The 19,103-nt window shown below is 60.5% G+C and carries 16 protein-coding genes; 14 read left to right on the top strand and 2 right to left on the bottom strand.

Annotated elements, in window-relative coordinates; translation table 11 throughout:
• Positions 1–65: 65 nt before the first annotated feature.
• Positions 66–383: a Rieske (2Fe-2S) protein gene (locus tag HF257_RS23070; RefSeq protein ID WP_185708471.1), complete on the top strand. Its 318-nt coding sequence runs from the start codon at positions 66–68 to the stop codon at positions 381–383.
• Here the strand turns inward: HF257_RS23070 and sfsA are convergent.
• Positions 380–1,090 carry a DNA/RNA nuclease SfsA gene (gene sfsA / locus HF257_RS23065; RefSeq protein WP_185708472.1) on the bottom strand — a complete coding sequence of 237 codons (711 nt, stop codon included), beginning with the start codon at positions 1,088–1,090 and terminating at the stop codon, positions 380–382. The two genes, HF257_RS23070 and sfsA, sit on opposite strands and share 4 nt — an antisense overlap.
• Positions 1,090–2,262 carry a pyridoxal phosphate-dependent aminotransferase gene (locus HF257_RS23060; protein WP_185708473.1) on the bottom strand — a complete coding sequence of 391 codons (1,173 nt, stop codon included), beginning with the start codon at positions 2,260–2,262 and terminating at the stop codon, positions 1,090–1,092. The genes sfsA and HF257_RS23060 overlap by 1 nt, the downstream gene beginning before the upstream one ends.
• A 320-nt stretch (positions 2,263–2,582) precedes the next feature.
• Between HF257_RS23060 and dksA the strand changes: the two genes are divergently transcribed.
• From dksA to HF257_RS22995, 13 genes are all read left to right on the top strand, one after another.
• On the top strand, positions 2,583–3,026 hold the full coding sequence (gene dksA, locus HF257_RS23055) for an RNA polymerase-binding protein DksA (protein WP_025857127.1): 444 nt from the start codon (positions 2,583–2,585) through the stop codon (positions 3,024–3,026).
• 83 nt (positions 3,027–3,109) lie between these two features.
• Positions 3,110–3,997 (top strand): tRNA glutamyl-Q(34) synthetase GluQRS, encoded by an 888-nt coding sequence (gene gluQRS, locus HF257_RS23050; RefSeq protein ID WP_185708474.1) that lies wholly within the window; start codon positions 3,110–3,112, stop codon positions 3,995–3,997.
• Positions 3,998–4,059: 62 nt separating this feature from the next.
• Positions 4,060–4,236: a hypothetical protein gene (locus tag HF257_RS23045; protein ID WP_003176118.1), complete on the top strand. Its 177-nt coding sequence runs from the start codon at positions 4,060–4,062 to the stop codon at positions 4,234–4,236.
• Entirely contained in the window at positions 4,220–7,174 is a 2,955-nt protein-coding gene (locus HF257_RS23040; protein ID WP_185708475.1) for a sensor histidine kinase, read from the top strand. Before HF257_RS23045 ends, HF257_RS23040 begins: the two co-directional genes overlap by 17 nt.
• Before the next feature lie 22 nt (positions 7,175–7,196).
• Positions 7,197–8,627 (top strand): sigma-54-dependent transcriptional regulator, encoded by a 1,431-nt coding sequence (locus tag HF257_RS23035; protein WP_185708476.1) that lies wholly within the window; start codon positions 7,197–7,199, stop codon positions 8,625–8,627.
• A gap of 697 nt (positions 8,628–9,324) precedes the next feature.
• Positions 9,325–10,713, top strand: coding sequence for a polynucleotide adenylyltransferase PcnB (locus tag HF257_RS23030; RefSeq protein ID WP_185708477.1), 1,389 nt, complete (start codon positions 9,325–9,327; stop codon positions 10,711–10,713).
• 2 nt (positions 10,714–10,715) lie between these two features.
• Complete coding sequence (folK, locus tag HF257_RS23025; RefSeq protein WP_185708478.1) at positions 10,716–11,201, top strand: 2-amino-4-hydroxy-6-hydroxymethyldihydropteridine diphosphokinase; 486 nt, start codon at positions 10,716–10,718, stop codon at positions 11,199–11,201.
• A gap of 368 nt (positions 11,202–11,569) precedes the next feature.
• Positions 11,570–12,370 carry a 3-methyl-2-oxobutanoate hydroxymethyltransferase gene (panB, locus tag HF257_RS23020; RefSeq protein ID WP_185708479.1) on the top strand — a complete coding sequence of 267 codons (801 nt, stop codon included), beginning with the start codon at positions 11,570–11,572 and terminating at the stop codon, positions 12,368–12,370.
• Positions 12,367–13,218, top strand: a complete 852-nt coding sequence (gene panC / locus HF257_RS23015; protein WP_185708480.1) for a pantoate--beta-alanine ligase — start codon at positions 12,367–12,369, stop codon at positions 13,216–13,218. The genes panB and panC overlap by 4 nt, the downstream gene beginning before the upstream one ends.
• Before the next feature lie 213 nt (positions 13,219–13,431).
• Positions 13,432–15,096: a glucose-6-phosphate isomerase gene (pgi, locus tag HF257_RS23010; RefSeq protein WP_185708481.1), complete on the top strand. Its 1,665-nt coding sequence runs from the start codon at positions 13,432–13,434 to the stop codon at positions 15,094–15,096.
• A 105-nt stretch (positions 15,097–15,201) separates the two neighbouring features.
• Positions 15,202–17,139 (top strand): acetate--CoA ligase, encoded by a 1,938-nt coding sequence (gene acs / locus HF257_RS23005; protein ID WP_185708482.1) that lies wholly within the window; start codon positions 15,202–15,204, stop codon positions 17,137–17,139.
• A 16-nt stretch (positions 17,140–17,155) separates the two neighbouring features.
• A complete protein-coding gene (locus HF257_RS23000; RefSeq protein WP_185708483.1) occupies positions 17,156–18,025 on the top strand; it encodes an oxygenase MpaB family protein in 870 nt (289 codons plus the stop codon).
• A gap of 56 nt (positions 18,026–18,081) precedes the next feature.
• Positions 18,082–19,098, top strand: a complete 1,017-nt coding sequence (locus HF257_RS22995; RefSeq protein WP_185708484.1) for a class I SAM-dependent rRNA methyltransferase — start codon at positions 18,082–18,084, stop codon at positions 19,096–19,098.
• The last annotated feature ends 5 nt before the right edge of the window (positions 19,099–19,103 follow it).

Here is a 19,103-nt window from a genome sequence, read left to right as displayed (position 1 = left end):
CCAGTGGGCGAAGCCGGCATTTGATAATTGTTTGCATTTGAACGTCAAGGCACTTAAGGATTGAAATGAAGTTTCTCTGCTCCTCCGACACCCTCGCGCCAGACAGCAGCCTTGGTTTTGAAATCGATGGTTGCAAATTGTTGGCGGTGCGCCGGGACGGTGTTGCCTACTTCTATATCAACCGCTGCCCCCATCGCGGCATTCCGCTGGAATGGCAGCCCGACCACTTCCTCGATTCAAGTGCCAGCCTGATCCAGTGCGCCACGCACGGCGCATTGTTCCTGATCGAAAGTGGCGAATGCATTTCCGGCCCGTGCGCTGGCCAAAACCTCACCGCCCTGCGCGGCCGTGAAGATGCACAGGGCTTGTGGGTAGAACTCTAGTCGAGCAACACGTCCAGCCGCCGATCGACGCAGATTTCTTCAGGTGTCACCCGCACGCCATACGCCAACACCTCCACGCCCGCAGCCTTGGCCTCACGCAATGCCGCTGCGTAGCCGGCATCGATTTCCACGGCAGGGCGCACCGCATCAATCCCCGAAAGATTCACGCAGTACAACTGCACCGCCCGCACACCGTCGCGCGCAAGATGGGCTAGCTCCCGCAGGTGCTTGGCGCCGCGCTGAGTGACTGCATCGGGGAAGGCTGCCACTGGGGAGCCGTCAAAGCCCAGGGTTACGCTTTTGACTTCGACATAGGCGGCACCGTCCGGGTAATCCAGGCGAAAATCGATGCGGCTGTTCTCCTGGCCGTAAGGCACCTCACGCTTCAACGCGGTAAAACCATTGAGTTCCGTGATCACCCCCGCGCGCAGGGCCTCTTCGACCAGCTGATTGGCCCGCGCTGTGTTGACACAGGCCAACCGTCCTTGGGGCGTCTCGGCGATCTCCCAAGTACCTGGCAGCTTGCGCTTGGGGTCATTGGAGCGGCTGAACCAGACTTGCCCACCCTCAACCATGCAATTGAGCATCGAGCCGGTGTTGGGACAGTGAATAGTGAGCAACTCACCGGTAATGGTTTCGATATCGGTAAGAAAACGCTTGTAGCGGCGAATCAGCCGGCCTTCTTCGAGGGGAGGATGAAAGCGCATCAGCCTTGCCAACTCTGCAAGCCACGGGCGATTCGTTCAACCGCCTCCTGTAGCCGATCGAGGTTTTGCGTGTAGGCAAACCGCACATGATGACCGGCTTGGTAGCGGCCAAAATCCAACCCTGGCGTAAAGGCAACGTGCTCGGTTTCGAGGAAGTGTCGGCAGAACGCGAAGGCATCACCGCCGAACTTGCGGATATCAGCGTACAAATAAAACGCCCCTTCCGGCTCGACGGCGATGCCGAAACCCAGCTCGCGCAGCGCCGGCAGCAAGAAGTCGCGCCGACGGCCGAACTCGGCGCGGCGCTCTTCGAGGATGCTCAGGGTTTGCGGGGTGAAACAGGCCAACGCCGCATATTGGGCCATGCTTGGCGCACTGATGTAGAGATTTTGCGCCAACTTCTCCAGCTCCCCGACTGCGGCTGGCGGTGCCACCAACCAACCCAGGCGCCAGCCGGTCATGCCGAAATACTTCGAAAAACTATTTAGGACGAAGGCGTCATCATCCACTTCCAGCACGCTGGCCGCATCGGTGCCGTAGGTGAGGCCATGGTAAATCTCGTCCACCACCAGATGGCCGTTGCGCGCCTTGATTGCGCTCGAAAGCCCGGCCAGCTCATCCCGCGTGAGGATAGTGCCCGTCGGGTTGGCCGGGGATGCCACTAGCGCGCCTACACTGTCCTGATTCCAGTGCTTGGTCACTAGGTCAGCGGTCAGTTGATAGCGCACATCGGGGCCCACCGGCACCAGTTGTGCGGCGCCCTCCACCAGTCGCAGAAAATGCCGATTACACGGGTAACCCGGATCGGCCAGCAGCCAGTGTTTGCCTGGGTCTACCAGCAGGCTGCTGGCCAACAGCAACGCGCCCGAGCCGCCTGGCGTGATCAGGATGCGCTCGGGGTCAATATTCAACCCGTAACGTTGCTGGTAGAAGCCGCTGATGGCTTCGCGCAACTCCGGTAGGCCACGGGCAGCGGTGTAGCGGGTCTTGCCGTTGGCCAGTGCGGCCTGGCCCGCCTGGATGATCGGCTCGGCCGTGGTGAAATCCGGCTCGCCGATTTCCAGATGGATCACATCATGGCCGGCCGCCTGCAGCTCGTTGGCACGTGCCAGCAACGCCATGACATGAAAAGGTTCGATGGCGCGACTGCGCGCACTGTAGGGCTGGGCCATTAGCCTTCCTTAACGGTGAGGACAAAAACAGGATTCTACCGAACCCTCACGGTAAAACATGTTCTATTGCCTGCTCGGCCGTCCCAGATGAACCGAGCAAGCGCCTGCAAAACGACTAAAATCAACATTCGAGACGATTCATACTCAGCCACGACGGGCCGCTTGCGTTTGCGACCTGGGGGGCATGGGCCTCGACAACCGGGAGTGGCGCACCCCGAATCTATCTGGTAAGTTCGCCCGCTTGCAGCCGCAGGGCCGGCAGGTGTCGGTGACGTTGCAATCCTGCGCAATGGATTAGAAGAGTGAGAGGCGGTCTATTCATGTCCACCCAAGCAAAGCAACAGCAGACTCAAGGCCTCAATGGCTTCGAACCTTACGTAGAGAAGAAAGGTGAGGAGTACATGGGCGAGCCCATGCGCGAGCACTTCACCAAGATCCTGAACAAGTGGAAACAGGACTTGATGCAGGAGGTCGACCGTACGGTTGACCATATGAAGGACGAAGCAGCCAACTTCCCTGATCCGGCCGACCGTGCGAGCCAGGAAGAAGAGTTCGCCCTTGAACTGCGCGCCCGTGATCGCGAGCGCAAGTTGATCAAGAAGATCGACAAGACGCTGCAGCTGATCAAGGACGAAGAATACGGCTGGTGCGAGTCCTGCGGCGTCGAGATCGGTATCCGTCGCCTGGAAGCCCGCCCAACCGCGGACCTCTGCGTAGACTGCAAGACCTTGGCTGAAATCAAGGAAAAACAGGTCGGCAAGTAATCCTTCCGAGCTGAGCGAATGGGGCGTACCAACGCCCCATTTTTGTTTCTGGCGTTTACCGATTTTCCAGTAGTATCCGGCCCATGACAGCCTCTACCTATACCGGGCGCTTCGCCCCTACGCCCAGCGGCCATTTGCATTTTGGCTCCCTGGTTGCTGCTCTCGCCTCCTACCTCGACGCCCGCGCCAACCAAGGTCGCTGGCTGATGCGTATGGAAGACCTCGACCCTCCCCGCGAAGAACCTGGTGCCCAGGCGGCGATTCTGCACGCCCTGGAAAGCTACGGCTTTGAGTGGGACGGGGAACTGGTCCGACAGAGCGAGCGGCATGATGCCTACGCCAAGGTGCTGAACGATATGTTCAACCATGGCCTGGCTTACGCCTGCACTTGCTCGCGCAAGCAGTTGGAACCCTATAGCGGCATTTATCCCGGCCTATGCCGCAATGCCGGGTATGACCAGCAAGACGCTGCCATCCGTTTGCGTGTACCGGAGCTGGAATACCACTTTACTGACCGCGTGCAGGGCGAATTCCGACAGCACTTGGGCCGCGATGTAGGCGACTTCATCATCCGTCGCCGTGATGGCCTGTACGCCTATCAACTCGCCGTGGTGCTCGACGACGCGTGGCAAGGTGTGACCGATATCGTTCGTGGCGCCGATCTGCTGGACTCAACACCACGTCAGCTTTATCTCCAAGAACTGCTGGGCCTGCGCCAACCGCGTTACCTGCACGTGCCGTTGATCATCCAGCCCGACGGTAACAAATTGGGCAAGTCCTACCGTTCCCCACCGTTGACACCCGACCAAGCCACGCCTTTGCTGTTGAGAGCACTGCGCGCCCTCGGCCAACGAGCCGGCGATGAACTGCTACACGCCAACCCACGGGAACTGCTGGATTGGGGCATCGCGCACTGGGATGCAACACTGATCCCGCGCACACTCACGCTGGCCGAAGCGCAATTGAGCTGAAGCCCCTTGCAGCTTGCCAAGCATCCGTTACCATCGCCGCAGTTTTTCAATCAGAGGCCAACATGTACATCTATCGATTGGTCCTGCTGCTGGTCGTCGGGATCTACCTGTTTTCTCCCGCCATCATGGATTGGTGGATCGACGCCACGGGCGCCTGGTATCGCCCTTATCTGCTGTGGTTGATCCTGATCGTCGTGACTTTCATCCTGCAGAGCCAAAAAGATGCCGATGAGCTTTAGCCTCACCCAGATGCTGCTCGTCAGCGCTGCCTACCTGGCTGCGTTGTTCGGGGTGGCTTGGATCAGTGAGCGTGGAATGATTCCGCGGGCGATCATTCGCCATCCGTTGACCTACACCTTGTCCCTCGGCGTTTATGCCAGCGCCTGGGCGTTCTATGGCACGGTGGGCCTGGCCTATCAATATGGCTATGGCTTTCTCTCCAGCTACCTCGGGGTGTCCGGTGCGTTCCTGCTGGCGCCGGTGTTGCTGTACCCGATCCTGAAAATCACCCGCACCTATCAGCTGTCGTCCCTGGCCGACCTGTTTGCCTTCCGCTTTCGCAGCACCTGGGCCGGTGCACTGACCACGGTGTTCATGCTGATCGGCGTGCTGCCGTTATTGGCGCTACAGATCCAGGCAGTGGCCGACTCCATCAGTATCCTCACCCGCGAACCCGTGCAGCATCGCGTCGCGCTGGCCTTCTGCGCGCTGATCACGTTGTTCACGATTTTCTTCGGTTCGCGCCACATCGCCACCCGTGAAAAACACGAAGGTTTGGTCTTCGCGATTGCTTTCGAGTCGGTCATCAAGCTGATCGCCATCGGTGGCGTCGGCCTCTACGCGCTCTACGGCGTATTCGACGGCCCGCAGCAACTGGAACTGTGGCTGCTGCAGAACCAGACCGCCCTCGCCGCCTTGCATACTCCGCTGCAGGAAGGCCCGTGGCGCACCCTGCTGCTGGTGTTCTTCGCCTCGGCGATTGTGATGCCGCACATGTATCACATGACCTTCACCGAGAACCTCAACCCGCGCTCGCTGGTCAGCGCCAGTTGGGGCCTGCCCCTGTTCCTGCTGCTGATGAGCCTGGCGGTACCGCTAATCTTGTGGGCCGGCCTGAAACTGGGCGCCACCACCAACCCCGAATACTTCACCCTGGGCATCGGCATCGCCGCCAATAGCCCGGCCCTGGCGATGCTGGCGTATGTCGGCGGTCTGTCGGCGGCCAGCGGCTTGATTATCGTCACGACGTTGGCGCTGTCGGGCATGGCGCTAAACCACTTGGTACTGCCGCTGTACCAGCCGCCCGCTGAGGGCAATATCTACCGCTGGTTGAAATGGACGCGCCGAGCACTGATCGTCGCGATCATCATGGCCGGCTACGGGTTCTACCTGCTGCTGGGCGCGGGCCAGGACCTGGCCAACCTGGGCATCGTCGCGTTTGTCGCCACCTTGCAATTCCTGCCAGGCGTGTTGTCAGTGCTGTACTGGCCGACGGCCAATCGTCGTGGCTTTATCGCCGGGCTGCTAGCGGGGATCCTGGTGTGGATCGTGACCATGCTGCTGCCGCTGGTCGGCAACTTGCAGGGCTTCTACATCCCGCTGCTGAACATGATCTACGTGCTGGACGACACCAGTTGGCACATGGCAGCCATTGCGTCGCTGGCCGCCAACGTGCTGATGTTCACCCTGATCTCGCTGTTCACCAACGCCAGCCCCGAAGAAACCAGCGCCGCCGAGGCCTGCGCGGTTGATAACGTGCGCCGCCCACAACGCCGCGAACTGCATGCCGCCTCGCCCCAGGAGTTTGCCACGCAACTGGCCAAGCCCCTCGGCGCCAAGGCCGCGCAAAAAGAAGTCGAACAGGCATTGCGCGACCTCTACTTGCCCTTTGACGAACGCCGCCCGTATGCGCTGCGTCGCCTGCGCGACCGTATCGAAGCCAACCTGTCAGGGCTGATGGGGCCCAGCGTGTCCCAAGACATGGTGGAAACCTTCCTGCCCTATAAGGCCGGTGGCGAAAACTACGTGACCGAAGACATCCACTTCATCGAGAGCCGCCTGGAGGACTACCACTCGCGCCTCACCGGCCTTGCAGCCGAACTGGATGCCCTGCGCCGCTACCACCGCCAGACCCTGCAGGAATTGCCGATGGGCGTCTGCTCCCTGGCCAAGGATCAGGAGATCCTGATGTGGAACAAAGCCATGGAAGAACTCACCGGCATCGCCGCGCAACGGGTGGTCGGCTCGCGCCTGAACACCTTGGGCGAGCCGTGGAAAGAACTGCTGCAAGGCTTCATCAACCTGCCTGACGAGCACTTGCACAAGCAACACCTGGCCCTCGACGGCCAGACCCGCTGGCTCAACCTGCACAAAGCGGCCATCGACGAACCGCTGGCGCCCGGTAATAGCGGCCTGGTGCTACTGGTGGAAGACCTGACCGAAACCCAGATGCTCGAAGACAAGCTGGTGCACTCCGAGCGTCTCGCCAGCATTGGTCGCCTCGCAGCCGGTGTGGCCCATGAGATCGGCAACCCGATCACCGGTATCGCGTGCCTCGCGCAGAACCTGCGGGAAGAACGCGAAGAAGACGGCGAAATCACCGAAATCAGCGGGCAAATACTTGAGCAGACCAAGCGTGTCTCGCGCATCGTGCAGTCACTGATGAGCTTCGCCCACGCCGGTGCGCACCAGAATCAGGATGAAGCCGTATGCCTGGCCGAAGTGGCACAAGACGCCATTGGGCTGCTGGCCTTGAACCGGCGCAATTTCGAAGTACAGTTCTTCAATTTATGCGACCCGGAACACTGGGTCGACGGCGACTCGCAACGCCTGGCCCAAGTGCTGATCAACTTGCTGTCCAACGCCCGTGATGCAACGCCGGCCGGTGGCGCGGTACGTGTCAAGACCGAGGCTTTCGAGCATACGGTCGACCTGATCGTCGAAGACGAGGGCAGCGGCATTCCACAGAACATCATGGACCGATTGTTCGAACCCTTCTTCACCACCAAGGACCCAGGTGAAGGTACTGGTCTGGGCCTTGCACTGGTCTATTCCATCGTTGAAGAGCATTATGGACAAATCACCATCGACAGCCCGGCTGACACCGAAAGCCAACGCGGCACCCGTATTCGGGTGACCTTGCCGCGTCATGTCGAAGCGACGTCCGCTGTGAACTGAGACCGTCGAGAGAATTGAATCAATGCCGCACATTTTGATCGTCGAAGACGAAACCATTATCCGCTCTGCCTTGCGTCGCCTGCTTGAACGTAATCAGTACCAGGTCAGCGAAGCTGGCTCGGTGCAGGAAGCCCAGGAGCGTTTCAGCATTCCCACGTTCGACCTGATTGTCAGCGACCTGCGCCTGCCGGGCGCGCCGGGCACTGAGCTGATCAAGCTTGGCCAGGGCACGCCGGTGCTGATCATGACCAGCTACGCCAGCCTGCGCTCGGCGGTGGACTCCATGAAGATGGGCGCGGTGGACTACATCGCCAAGCCGTTCGACCATGACGAAATGCTCCAGGCCGTGGCCCGTATCCTGCGCGACCGTCAGTCGGCCAGCAGTGCGCCTGCCGAACAGCGCCCCGCCGGCAAAACCGCTGACAAACCCGGGGTTGATAACAGCAACGGCGAAATCGGCATCATCGGCTCCTGCCCACCGATGCAGGACCTGTACAGCAAGATCCGCAAAGTAGCGCCGACCGACTCCAATGTGTTGATCCAGGGCGAGTCGGGCACCGGTAAAGAACTGGTCGCCCGCGCCCTGCACAACCTGTCCAAGCGTGCCAAGGCGCCGATGATCTCGGTGAACTGTGCGGCGATCCCGGAATCGCTGATAGAGTCCGAATTGTTCGGCCACGAGAAAGGCGCCTTTACCGGCGCCAGCGCTGGACGTGCTGGCCTGGTGGAGGCAGCGGACGGCGGCACGTTGTTCCTCGACGAAATCGGCGAGCTGCCACTGGAAGCCCAGGCGCGATTGCTGCGCGTGCTGCAAGAAGGCGAGATTCGCCGTGTGGGCTCGGTGCAGTCACAAAAGGTGGATGTACGCTTGATCGCGGCAACGCACCGTGACTTGAAAAGCCTGGCCAAGATCGGCCAGTTCCGTGAAGACTTGTATTACCGCCTGCATGTCATTGCTCTCAAGCTGCCTGCCCTGCGTGAGCGTGGCGCAGACGTCAACGAGATCGCCAACGCGTTCCTGCTACGCCAGAGCGCGCGCATCAACCGTACCGACCTCAAGTTTGCCCCGGATGCCGAGCAGGCAATTCGGCATTACTCGTGGCCCGGTAACGTGCGGGAACTGGAAAACGCCGTCGAGCGCGCGGTAATCCTGTCGGAGAGTCCGGAGATTTCCGCTGAGTTGCTGGGCATTGATATCGAACTGAGCGACCTGGAAGACGACGATTTCATCGGCTTGGCCCCGCAACAGGGCGGTGGCAGCAACACCAGCCATGAGCCGACTGAGGATTTGTCACTGGAAGATTACTTCCAGCATTTCGTCCTCGAACACCAGGACCACATGACCGAGACTGAACTGGCACGCAAACTGGGTGTGAGCCGTAAATGCCTGTGGGAACGCCGCCAGCGCCTGGGCATTCCACGCCGCAAGACCGGGGTAGCCAGCGAGAGTTGAGGGTGTTCCCCCACAGGTAACACCCTCAGTTGTGAAAAAACTGTTACCGCTGATTTTTTGCGTAACAAAAGCCGGGGCTTACGGTAACGAAGCCCCGGCTTTTTTTGGCCTGTCAAAAACCAAAAATCGCCTCAACCCCCTGATTTTGTTGGTCGGTACAAAAGTTGGCACGCACCCTGCTATATGCTTAGTACAAAAACAATAACAAGCTTTGTACAAGACAATAAAAATAAGACGAATCGACTCACGCATAACAAAAACAACACGGCGGAGGCGCAGCTAACTGATTCTTTTGGAGAGGCGTTGCATTTGGGGCTTGCCCCGCAACCAGGCCGAGAACAACAAAAACTGCCCTAAGGCAGAGCCTGAACTGGTTGGATCGTAGATCAGCAACACAGCGACCAAAGCAATCCGTTTGCTCTTGGCTCCCGATTGGGAGTGTCATGAAGGTGAAGCTTCATGGCGAGGGCGATCAACAAAAACAAGAAGCCCGCAACCAATAATAAAAATAGAGCACGCAACTACTTCTGGGGGAGCTTCGGCTCCCCTTGTAGTTTCCGGGATTTGACCTTTTAAGGCTTATGGCGCAAGGCCTGCAGCTTGTTCCTACACCATCCCCTGACTAAATGCTAGAATCCCCGCCCATCATGCGGTCATTCTTCGTTATGGCCGAACATTCCTTCAAACAGTGCATCCCATGCTGAAGAAGTTGTTCCAGTCATTCCGTTCTCCCTTGCGTCGTACGCAACACAAACGCAGCACGCCTGAAGTGCTCAATAGCAGCCAGCATTCGCTGCAACGTGCTCAATTCAGCCGTTATGCGGTGAATATCGTCGAACGTTTGCAGAACGCCGGTTACCAGGCCTATCTGGTAGGTGGTTGCGTGCGCGACATGCTGCTTAACATCACGCCCAAGGATTTTGACGTCGCCACCAGCGCCACGCCCGAGCAAGTGCGCGCCGAGTTCCGCAATGCGCGGATCATCGGCCGCCGCTTCAAGCTGGTGCACATCCATTTCGGCCGCGAAATCATCGAAGTCGCCACCTTCCGCGCCGGCCACCCGCAAAACGATGACGAGGAAGACACCAATCAGTCTTCGCGTAACGAAAGCGGGCGCATCTTGCGCGACAACGTCTATGGCAGCCTGGAAGAAGACGCGCAGCGCCGCGACTTCACCATCAACGCCCTCTATTACGATCCGGTCAGCGAGCGCATCCTCGATTACGCCAATGGCGTACACGACATTCGCAACAACCTGATCCGCCTGATCGGCGACCCGACACAGCGTTACCAGGAAGACCCGGTGCGCATGCTGCGGGCCGTGCGCTTTGCCGCCAAGCTGAACTTCGGCATCGAGAAGCACACTGCTGCACCGATTCGCGAGCTGGCACCGATGCTGCGGGAAATCCCCTCGGCACGTCTGTTCGAAGAAGTGCTCAAGCTGTTTCTCTCGGGCTACGCGGCGGACACCTTCGAAATGTTGGTCGACCTGCAATTGTTCGATCCACTGTTCCCGGCCAGCGCCGAAGCACTGGAACACAACCCGACCTATACCCACACGCTGATCAGCGAGGCGTTGATCAACACCGACCTGCGCATCAAGCAGAACAAGCCGGTAACCCCGGCGTTCCTGTTTGCCGCACTGTTGTGGCCGGCCTTGCCAAAACGCGTACTGCGTCTGCAAGACCGTGGCATGCCGCCGATTCCAGCCATGCAGGAAGCCGCTCACGAACTCATCGCCGAACAGTGCCAGCGCATCGCTATTCCGAAGCGCTTCACCATGCCGATCCGTGAGATCTGGGACATGCAGGAGCGCCTGCCCCGCCGCAGCGGCAAACGTGCCGATCTGCTGCTGGACAACCCACGCTTCCGCGCCGGCTACGACTTCCTGCTGCTGCGCGAAAGCGCCGGCGAGCAGACCGACGGCCTGGGCGAATGGTGGACCGACTACCAGGACGCCAATGACAGCGAGCGCCGCGACATGATTCGTGACCTCGGCAGCAAAGGCGATGGCGAAGGCCCGAAAAAACGCCGCCGCAGTGGCAGCAAGCGCAAGCGCAGCGCGGCCGATACCTCGGGCGAATAAACGTGGAACGTATCTACATCGGCATGGGCAGTAACCTGGCTGCCCCGGACCAGCAATTGCGCAGCGCCATTGAAGCGCTGGCGCAATTGCCCGGCACCCACGTTGCCGGTGTGTCCGCCTTTTATCAAAGTGACTCCCTGCTCCCGGGCCAGCCGCGCTATACCAATGCGGTTGCCGCCCTCGACAGCAGCCTCACCCCCCTGGAGCTGCTGGACGCCTTGCAGGCCATCGAGAACGACCAGGGCCGCGAGCGCCTTGAACGCTGGGGCCCACGCACACTCGACCTGGATATCTTGCTGTTCGGCGATCGCCTGATCGACGAGCCGCGCCTCAAGGTGCCTCACTATCAGATGCATCTGCGGGCGTTTGTGCTGTATCCGCTGGCCGAACTTGCGCCCGAGAACCTCCAACTACCTGACGGCCAACGCCTCAGCGAGCTACTGACAGCCTGCCCGTTTGTCGGCCTGGAACGCATGCCTCAAGCCTGACTCGGTCAACGTGGGAGCGGGCTTGCTCGCGAAGGCGGCGTGTCAACCGACACACACGCAAGCTGACCCACCGCTTTCGCGAGCAAGCCCGCTCCCACATTTGATCTCCAGCGTCGTCAAAAAACCTGTTCGAATTGCTGAATCGCATCAGTAACAGCGGTAACACCCCGTCCGTAACAATGCGGTAACACATCCAATTGACTTCCCGTGCCCTCCTCACGACTATAGGCGTCCCGCTGCCGCCAACCCGGCGCTAAAGGGCGCAATCCAGGCCTTATAAGCACTGCTCTCAAGACAGTGCGCCTGTATAAACGAAGACTCACGCGCGTTACTCGCTGTTTCCAAGCGCCTGAACGAGGACCCTTTTCATGCCAGACGTTACCCTGACCACCTTGCAGAGCCTCAAGCTCAAAGGTGAAAAAATCACCATGCTGACCTGCTACGACGCCACCTTTGCCCACGCCAGCTGCCAGGCCGGGGTTGAAGTGTTACTGGTGGGCGATTCCCTCGGCATGGTTCTTCAAGGGAATGACAGCACCCTGCCAGTGACCACCGACGAACTCGCCTACCACACCGCCAGCGTCAAGCGTGGCAACGATGGCGCGTTCATCATTGCCGACCTGCCGTTCATGGATTACGCCACCGTCGAACAGACTTTCCAGAACGCAGGCAAGTTGATGCGTGCCGGTGCGCACATGATCAAGGTAGAAGGCGCCGTGTGGCTCGCCGAGTCGATCCGCCTGCTGGCAGAACGAGGCGTGCCGGTATGCGCCCACATGGGCCTCACACCGCAGTCGGTCAACATCCTGGGCGGCTACAAGGTTCAGGGCCGCAACGAAGCCCAGGCGCGCCAGATGCGCGCTGATGCCATCGCCCTGGAACAAGCAGGGGTCGCGATGATCCTGCTCGAATGCGTGCCCAGCGAACTGGCTGCTGAAATTACCCAGGCTGTCAAAGTACCGGTCATCGGTATTGGCGCAGGCTCGGCCACCGACGGCCAAGTACTGGTGCTGCACGACATGCTCGGCCTGTCGATCACCGGCCGCGTGCCGAAGTTCGTGAAAAACTTCATGACCGGCCAAGACAGCATCCACGCCGCCCTGAGCGCCTACGTCGCTGAAGTCAAAGCCGTGACCTTCCCTGGCGCCGAACACGGATTCTCTGCATGAACACCGTAAAAACCGTACGCGAACTGCGGGCCGCTGTGACCCACGCCCGCAACGCCGGTAAACGCATTGGCTTCGTGCCCACCATGGGCAACCTGCACAGCGGCCACGCCACCCTGGTGACCAAGGCGGCGCAACAGGCGGACTTCGTGGTCGCCAGCATCTTCGTCAACCCGCTGCAGTTCGGCGCTGGCGAAGACCTGGACAAGTACCCGCGCACTCTGGCCGCCGACCAGGAGAAGCTGCTGCAAGCCGGCTGCAACCTGCTGTTCGCGCCCACTGTCGAGGAAATGTACCCCGGCGGCACGACCGGCCAGACCCGCGTCAGCGTCCCACAATTGTCCGAGGGCCTGTGCGGCGCAAGCCGCCCAGGGCACTTTGAAGGCGTGGCGACGGTGGTCAGCAAGCTGTTCAACATGGTCCAACCGGACATGGCCGTGTTTGGCCAGAAGGACTACCAGCAACTGGCAGTCATCCGTGCCATGGTCCATGACCTGAACATGCCGATCCAAATCATCGGCGAGCCCACCGTGCGTGCCGACGACGGCCTGGCGCTGTCATCGCGCAACGGCTACCTCACGGAAGAACAACGCGCCATCGCACCCGTGCTGTACCGCAGCCTCAGCCAGATCGGCGCTGCGGTCACAGCCGGTGACCGCGACTTCGCCAGACTGCGTGCCGAGCAGGCCAAACTGATCGAAGCCGCCGGGTTGCGCCTGGACTACCTCGAAGTGCGCCAAGGCGTGCATCTGCGTCCGGCCACCGCCGAAGATCGCGACATTGTGATCCTGGTGGCGGCCTACCTCGGTGCCACCCGCCTCATCGACAACCTGCATCTGAACCTCAACTAACCCCCTCCAGTTGCCCTTCCCGCCGTGCCGGTATAAAAAAGTACCGGCCACAGCGCAGACAAAGCCAAGACATATTCACACGCTAGGTTTAATGTAATCGCCCTGCGCTCTTGGTTAGCGCTGTCCGGAACCCGATCCTTGACGACAGGTGGGATGTTCCGGGCTTTGAAGTGTCCTAAAGGCAGTCCCCGTAATAAAAGGAAACCCGCAGCGATGGCGTACTACCGCACTCCTCATGACGTTACCGCTCTGCCCGCCTGGCAAGCGCTCAATCAACATCGCCAAGCCATGCAGGATTTCAGCATGCGCGAAGCGTTCAATGCCGATCCTCAGCGTTTTTCCCAATTCACTTTGAGCAGCTGCGGACTTTTCCTCGATTACTCGAAAAACCTGATCACCAGCCAAACCCGCGACCTGCTCGTGGGTTTGGCCAACGAAGTCGACCTGCAAGGCGCCATCAAGTCGCTGTTCAACGGCGAGCCGGTCAACTCCTCCGAAGGCCGCCCGGCCCTGCACACCGCCCTGCGCCGCCCAGTAGGCGACAAGCTGTCGGTGAATGGCGTGAACATCATGCCGGACGTGCATAAGGTGCTGAACCAGATCACTGACCTGGTCGGTCGCATCCACGACGGCCTGTGGCGTGGCTACACCGAGAAGCCGATCACTGACGTGGTGAACATCGGTATCGGTGGCTCGTTCCTCGGCCCGGAGCTGGTCTCCGAAGCGCTGTTGTCCTACGCCCACAAAGGCGTGCGCTGCCACTACCTGGCGAACATCGACGGCAGCGAGTTCCACGAGCTGACCATGAAGCTGCGCGCCGAGACCACGCTGTTTATCGTCTCGTCAAAATCCTTCAACACCCTGGAAACCCTCAAAAACGCCCAGGCTGCTCGTGCCTGGTACCTGGCCCAGGGTGGCTCGGAAGCCGAGCTGTATCGCCACTTCATCGCCGTATCGAGCAACAACGCGGCAGCGGTGGCTTTCGGTATCCGCGAAGAAAACATCTTCCCGATGTGGGACTGGGTCGGCGGGCGCTACTCGCTGTGGTCGGCCATAGGCTTGCCAATCGCCCTGGCCATCGGCATGTCCAACTTCAAGGAACTGCTGTCCGGTGCCTATACCATGGACCAGCATTTCCAGAACGCCCCGTTCGAACAGAACATGCCGGTGCTGCTCGGCTTGCTGGGCGTGTGGTACGGCAACTTCTGGGGCGCGCAGAGCCATGCGATCCTGCCGTACGACCACTACCTGCGTAACATCACCAAGCACTTGCAACAGTTGGACATGGAATCCAACGGCAAGAGCGTGCGGCAGGACGGTACGCCTGTGTCTACCGATACCGGCCCGGTGATCTGGGGCGGCGTAGGCTGCAACGGCCAACACGCTTACCACCAGTTGCTGCACCAGGGGACCCAACTGATTCCGGCCGACTTCATCGTGCCGATCGTCAGCTTCAACCCAGTGTCCGACCACCATCAGTGGCTGTACGCCAACTGCCTGTCCCAGAGCCAGGCGCTGATGCTTGGCAAGACCCGCAGCGAAGCCGAAGCCGAGCTGCGCGACAAGGGCATGGCCGAAGACGACGTGCAGAAGCTGGCACCGCACAAGGTGATCCCGGGCAACCGCCCGAGCAACACCTTGGTGGTCGAGCGCATCAGTCCACGTCGTCTGGGCGCCTTGGTCGCGATGTATGAACACAAGGTGTTCGTGCAGAGCGTGATCTGGGGCATCAACGCCTTCGACCAATGGGGCGTGGAGCTGGGCAAGGAGCTGGGCAAAGGCGTCTACAACCGCCTGACCGGCGCCGAAGAAACCCTGGCCGACGATGCCTCGACACAAGGTTTGATCAACTACTTCCGCGGCCGTCATCGCGGCTGATGCGTTAACTCCAAGGCCAACGTCCGTTTGGACGTTGGCCTTGAACCCTCCCCCCACTGCGTGCATCTTTATCACTTGTCGCTAAAACAAGAATAAGGACCGCTCATGTTCGATATCAGCACATTCCCTGCCGCCGATGCCGTCCGCCGGGCTGCGCAACTCAGTCAAGAGGACTACCAGCGCCTCTACCGCCAATCCATCGAACACCCCGACACCTTCTGGGCCGAACAAGCCAAGGGTTTTCTCGACTGGATCAAGCCCTGGCACACCGTCCAAAGCTCGGACATCAACACCGGCGCCGCCCAATGGTTTGCCGGTGGCCAGCTCAACGTCAGTTACAACTGCATCGACCGTCACCTGGCGCAACGTGCCGATCAGCCGGCCTTCATCTGGGAAGGCGATGATCCGACACAGTCCGCCACAATCACCTACCGCCAACTGCACCAAAATGTCTGCCGCCTGGCCAATGTGCTGAAAATCCGTGGTGTGAAGAAAGGCGACCGGGTGTGTATCTATATGCCGATGATCCCGGAAGCGGCCTACGCCATGCTGGCCTGCACGCGTATTGGCGCGGTGCACTCGGTGGTATTCGGGGGGTTCTCGCCGGATGCCCTGCGCGACCGCATCCTCGATGCCGACTGCCGCATCGTGATCACCGCCGACGAAGGCGTGCGCGGCGGCAAGCCAGTGGCGCTGAAACAAAACGTCGACAAGGCCTTGGCCAGTTGCCCGAATGTCAGCACGGTGCTGGTGGTGGAGCGTACTGGCGCAGACCTGATCTGGGTCAAAGACCGCGACCTCAAATACCAACAAGCACTGGACGCCGCCAGCGACGACTGCCCACCCGAGCCGATGGACGCCGAAGACCCGCTGTTCATCCTCTACACCTCCGGCAGCACCGGCAAACCCAAAGGCGTGTTGCACACCACCGGCGGCTATCTGCTGCAGGCGGCGATGACCTTCAAGTACGTCCTCGACTACCGCGAGGGCGAAGTGTTCTGGTGCACCGCCGATGTCGGCTGGGTCACCGGCCACAGCTACATCGTGTACGGCCCACTGGCCAACGGTGCCACTTCGCTGATATTCGAAGGCGTGCCGAGCTACCCGGATAGCTCGCGCTTCTGGCAAGTGATCGACAAGCACCAGGTGAATATCTTCTACACCGCGCCCACCGCCTTGCGCGCACTGATGCGTGAAGGCCACGGCCCTCTGGAAAACACCTCTCGCGCCAGCCTGCGCCTGCTCGGCAGCGTCGGCGAGCCGATCAACCCGGAAGCCTGGGACTGGTACTTCAACGCGGTCGGCGAACAGCGCTGCCCCATCGTGGACACGTGGTGGCAGACCGAAACCGGCGGCATCATGCTCAGCCCGTTGGTGAGCGCCCGGCGGATCAAGCCTGGTTGTGCAACCCAGCCAATGTTTGGCGTACAGCCCGTGTTGCTGGATGAACAGGGCAAGGAGTTCAGCGGCGCCGGCAGCGGCGTATTGGCAATCAAGGCCAGCTGGCCGGGGCAGATTCGCGGTGTGTACCATGATCGGCAGCGCATGATCGACACCTATTTCAAACCCTATCCCGGCTACTACTTCACCGGAGACGGCGCACGTCGCGATGAGGACGGTGACTACTGGATCACCGGGCGTATCGACGACGTCATCAACGTTTCCGGCCACCGCATTGGCACCGCAGAAGTCGAAAGCGCGCTGGTGCTGCATGACCAGGTCGCCGAGGCTGCCGTGGTGGGTTACCCCCATGACGTCAAAGGCCAGGGCATCTATGCGTTTGTCACGCCCATGAACGGCGTGGAGCCCAGCGAAACCCTGAAAAAACACCTGCTGGAGCTGGTCAGCAAGGAAATCGGCAGCTTTGCCAAGCCAGAACTGATCCAATGGGCGCCGGCCCTGCCGAAAACCCGCTCCGGCAAGATCATGCGCAGGATTCTGCGCAAAATCGCCTGCAACGAACTGGACAGCCTCGGTGACACTTCGACCCTGGCCGACCCAAGCGTGGTGGACGGCCTGATCGACAAACGCCTGAACCGATAGGAACCCCTGAGTCGCCATGGAATTTATCCGCAGCCGTATCGAGAACCAGCTGATGAGCCTCACCGGCCTATCGCTGGGCCAGTTGGACCTGGAAAACCCCAAGGGCGACCCAGGCCTGTTCGGGCCGGACTCGGTGAGCTGGCAAGTCCATGGCGACTTCAGCAGCATGCTGATCGGCGGCATCAGTGCCTTGATGCTGCAAGCCTTGCACCCACTGGCCCTGGCAGGCGTGTGGGACCATTCGAACTTTCGCCAGGACATGCTCGGGCGATTGCGGCGGACTTCGCAATTTATCTCCGGCACCACGTTCGGCTCTCGACGTGATGCTGAATGGTTGATCGAAAAAGTGCGCACCATTCACCTGCAAGTGGTTGGCCATGCACCGGATGGGCGACCTTATGCGGCCAGCGACCCGGAGTTGCTGACCTGGGTGCATGTGGCGGAGGTCAGCAACTTCCTGGCCGCACACCTGCGCTACCGCAACCCTCATCTCTCGGGCCGCGACCAAGACCGTTACTACAGCGAAATCGCCCTGGTGGCCGAACGGCTGGGCGCGCGGCATGTTCCGCGCTCACGGCAGGAAGTTTCGGATTATCTGGAACGCATCCGCCCTCAGCTGTTGTGCGACGAGCGCAGTCGCGAAGTGTTGCGCCTGCTGCTCAATGCGCCCTCCCCCAGCACTATGGCCAAGCCGTTCGGGGCCTTGATGATGCAGGCCGGGATCGACCTGCTGCCGGACTGGGCCAGCGACATGCTCGATCAACATCAGAGCCCGCTGCAACGCCAGATGATCCGCAGCGGCGTCAAACGCAGTGCGCCGCTGCTGCGCTGGGCGATGCGTAACGGTTCGGTACAGCGCGCCCATCGGCGGATGGGGTTGATGTAGGCAACGCCTCATAACTGTTAAACTTCGCGCCCTCTTTTCCCAGCAAGGCGCGCTCCATGTCTCCCTTGAATCAGGCGCTGCGCGCCGCCCTCGATCATCGCCAAGACTTGGTCAACGAGCTGCACGCCCAGGGCACCGACTGTTATCGACTGTTCCATGGCAGCCAGGAAGGTGCCGGCGGCCTGACCATCGACCGTTACGGCCCGCAATTGCTGGTGCAAAGCTTCCACCAGTCGCTGAAAACCGAAGAGTTGCTGGAGCTGCATCAACTGATCAACCAGTACACCGGCCTGGAATTGTTGCTGGTGTACAACGACCGCTCCCGTGGCCACTCGCGGATCGACCGCGAAGACACCGTCTACCGTGCCGATCCTGTCGCGCTGGAAGACCTGGTCGGTCACGAATGGGGCCTCAATTATCGCGTCCGTGGTCGGCACGCCGGGCAGGACCCGTTGCTGTTCCTTGACCTGCGCAACACCCGTGGCTGGGTCAAGGCACACAGTGCCGGCAAAAGCGTGCTGAACCTGTTCGCCTACACCTGCGGCGTGGGGCTGAGCGCCGCTGCCGGCGGTGCCCGTGAAGTGTGCAACCTGGACTTTGCCGAGGGCAACCTGGCGGTTGGGCGCGAAAACGGCCTGCTGAACCCACAGTTGCCGAGCATGGAATTCGTGCAATCCGACTACTTCCCGGCCATTCGTCAACTGGCCGGTTTGCCGATTACCCAGCGTCGCGGGCAGAAGCTGCCGAGCTATCCACGCCTGGAGCAGCGCCAGTACGACCTGGTGTTGTTGGATCCCCCAGCATGGGCGAAGAGCGCATTCGGCACCGTCGACCTGCTTCGCGACTACCAGAGCCTGCTCAAGCCTGCGTTGCTGGCCACCGCTGACAACGGCGTGCTGATCTGCTGCAACAACTTGGCAAAAGTCAGCATGGAGGACTGGCGTGAACAGGTACTGCGTTGCGCAGAAAAAGCCGGGCGCCCAGTGCGTGACTGGCAAATCATGACGCCTGGAGCGGATTTTCCTTCACAGGATCAACAGCCCCCTCTTAAAACATTGATACTCCAGCTGTAGGACGT

This window comes from Pseudomonas cremoris, from assembly GCF_014230465.1.
This window is presented reverse-complemented; position numbering and strand designations above follow the sequence as displayed.

What these genes read in the sequence shown, in the direction of transcription:
- HF257_RS23070 (WP_185708471.1), top strand. Translation starts at nt 66, where the DNA reads ATGAAGTTTCTCTGCTCCTCCGACACCCTCGCGCCAGACAGCAGCCTT.
- sfsA (WP_185708472.1), bottom strand. Translation starts at nt 1,090, where the DNA reads ATGCGCTTTCATCCTCCCCTCGAAGAAGGCCGGCTGATTCGCCGCTAC.
- HF257_RS23060 (WP_185708473.1), bottom strand. Translation starts at nt 2,262, where the DNA reads ATGGCCCAGCCCTACAGTGCGCGCAGTCGCGCCATCGAACCTTTTCAT.
- dksA (WP_025857127.1), top strand. Translation starts at nt 2,583, where the DNA reads ATGTCCACCCAAGCAAAGCAACAGCAGACTCAAGGCCTCAATGGCTTC.
- gluQRS (WP_185708474.1), top strand. Translation starts at nt 3,110, where the DNA reads ATGACAGCCTCTACCTATACCGGGCGCTTCGCCCCTACGCCCAGCGGC.
- HF257_RS23045 (WP_003176118.1), top strand. Translation starts at nt 4,060, where the DNA reads ATGTACATCTATCGATTGGTCCTGCTGCTGGTCGTCGGGATCTACCTG.
- HF257_RS23040 (WP_185708475.1), top strand. Translation starts at nt 4,220, where the DNA reads ATGCCGATGAGCTTTAGCCTCACCCAGATGCTGCTCGTCAGCGCTGCC.
- HF257_RS23035 (WP_185708476.1), top strand. Translation starts at nt 7,197, where the DNA reads ATGCCGCACATTTTGATCGTCGAAGACGAAACCATTATCCGCTCTGCC.
- HF257_RS23030 (WP_185708477.1), top strand. Translation starts at nt 9,325, where the DNA reads ATGCTGAAGAAGTTGTTCCAGTCATTCCGTTCTCCCTTGCGTCGTACG.
- panB (WP_185708479.1), top strand. Translation starts at nt 11,570, where the DNA reads ATGCCAGACGTTACCCTGACCACCTTGCAGAGCCTCAAGCTCAAAGGT.
- panC (WP_185708480.1), top strand. Translation starts at nt 12,367, where the DNA reads ATGAACACCGTAAAAACCGTACGCGAACTGCGGGCCGCTGTGACCCAC.
- pgi (WP_185708481.1), top strand. Translation starts at nt 13,432, where the DNA reads ATGGCGTACTACCGCACTCCTCATGACGTTACCGCTCTGCCCGCCTGG.
- acs (WP_185708482.1), top strand. Translation starts at nt 15,202, where the DNA reads ATGTTCGATATCAGCACATTCCCTGCCGCCGATGCCGTCCGCCGGGCT.
- HF257_RS23000 (WP_185708483.1), top strand. Translation starts at nt 17,156, where the DNA reads ATGGAATTTATCCGCAGCCGTATCGAGAACCAGCTGATGAGCCTCACC.
- HF257_RS22995 (WP_185708484.1), top strand. Translation starts at nt 18,082, where the DNA reads ATGTCTCCCTTGAATCAGGCGCTGCGCGCCGCCCTCGATCATCGCCAA.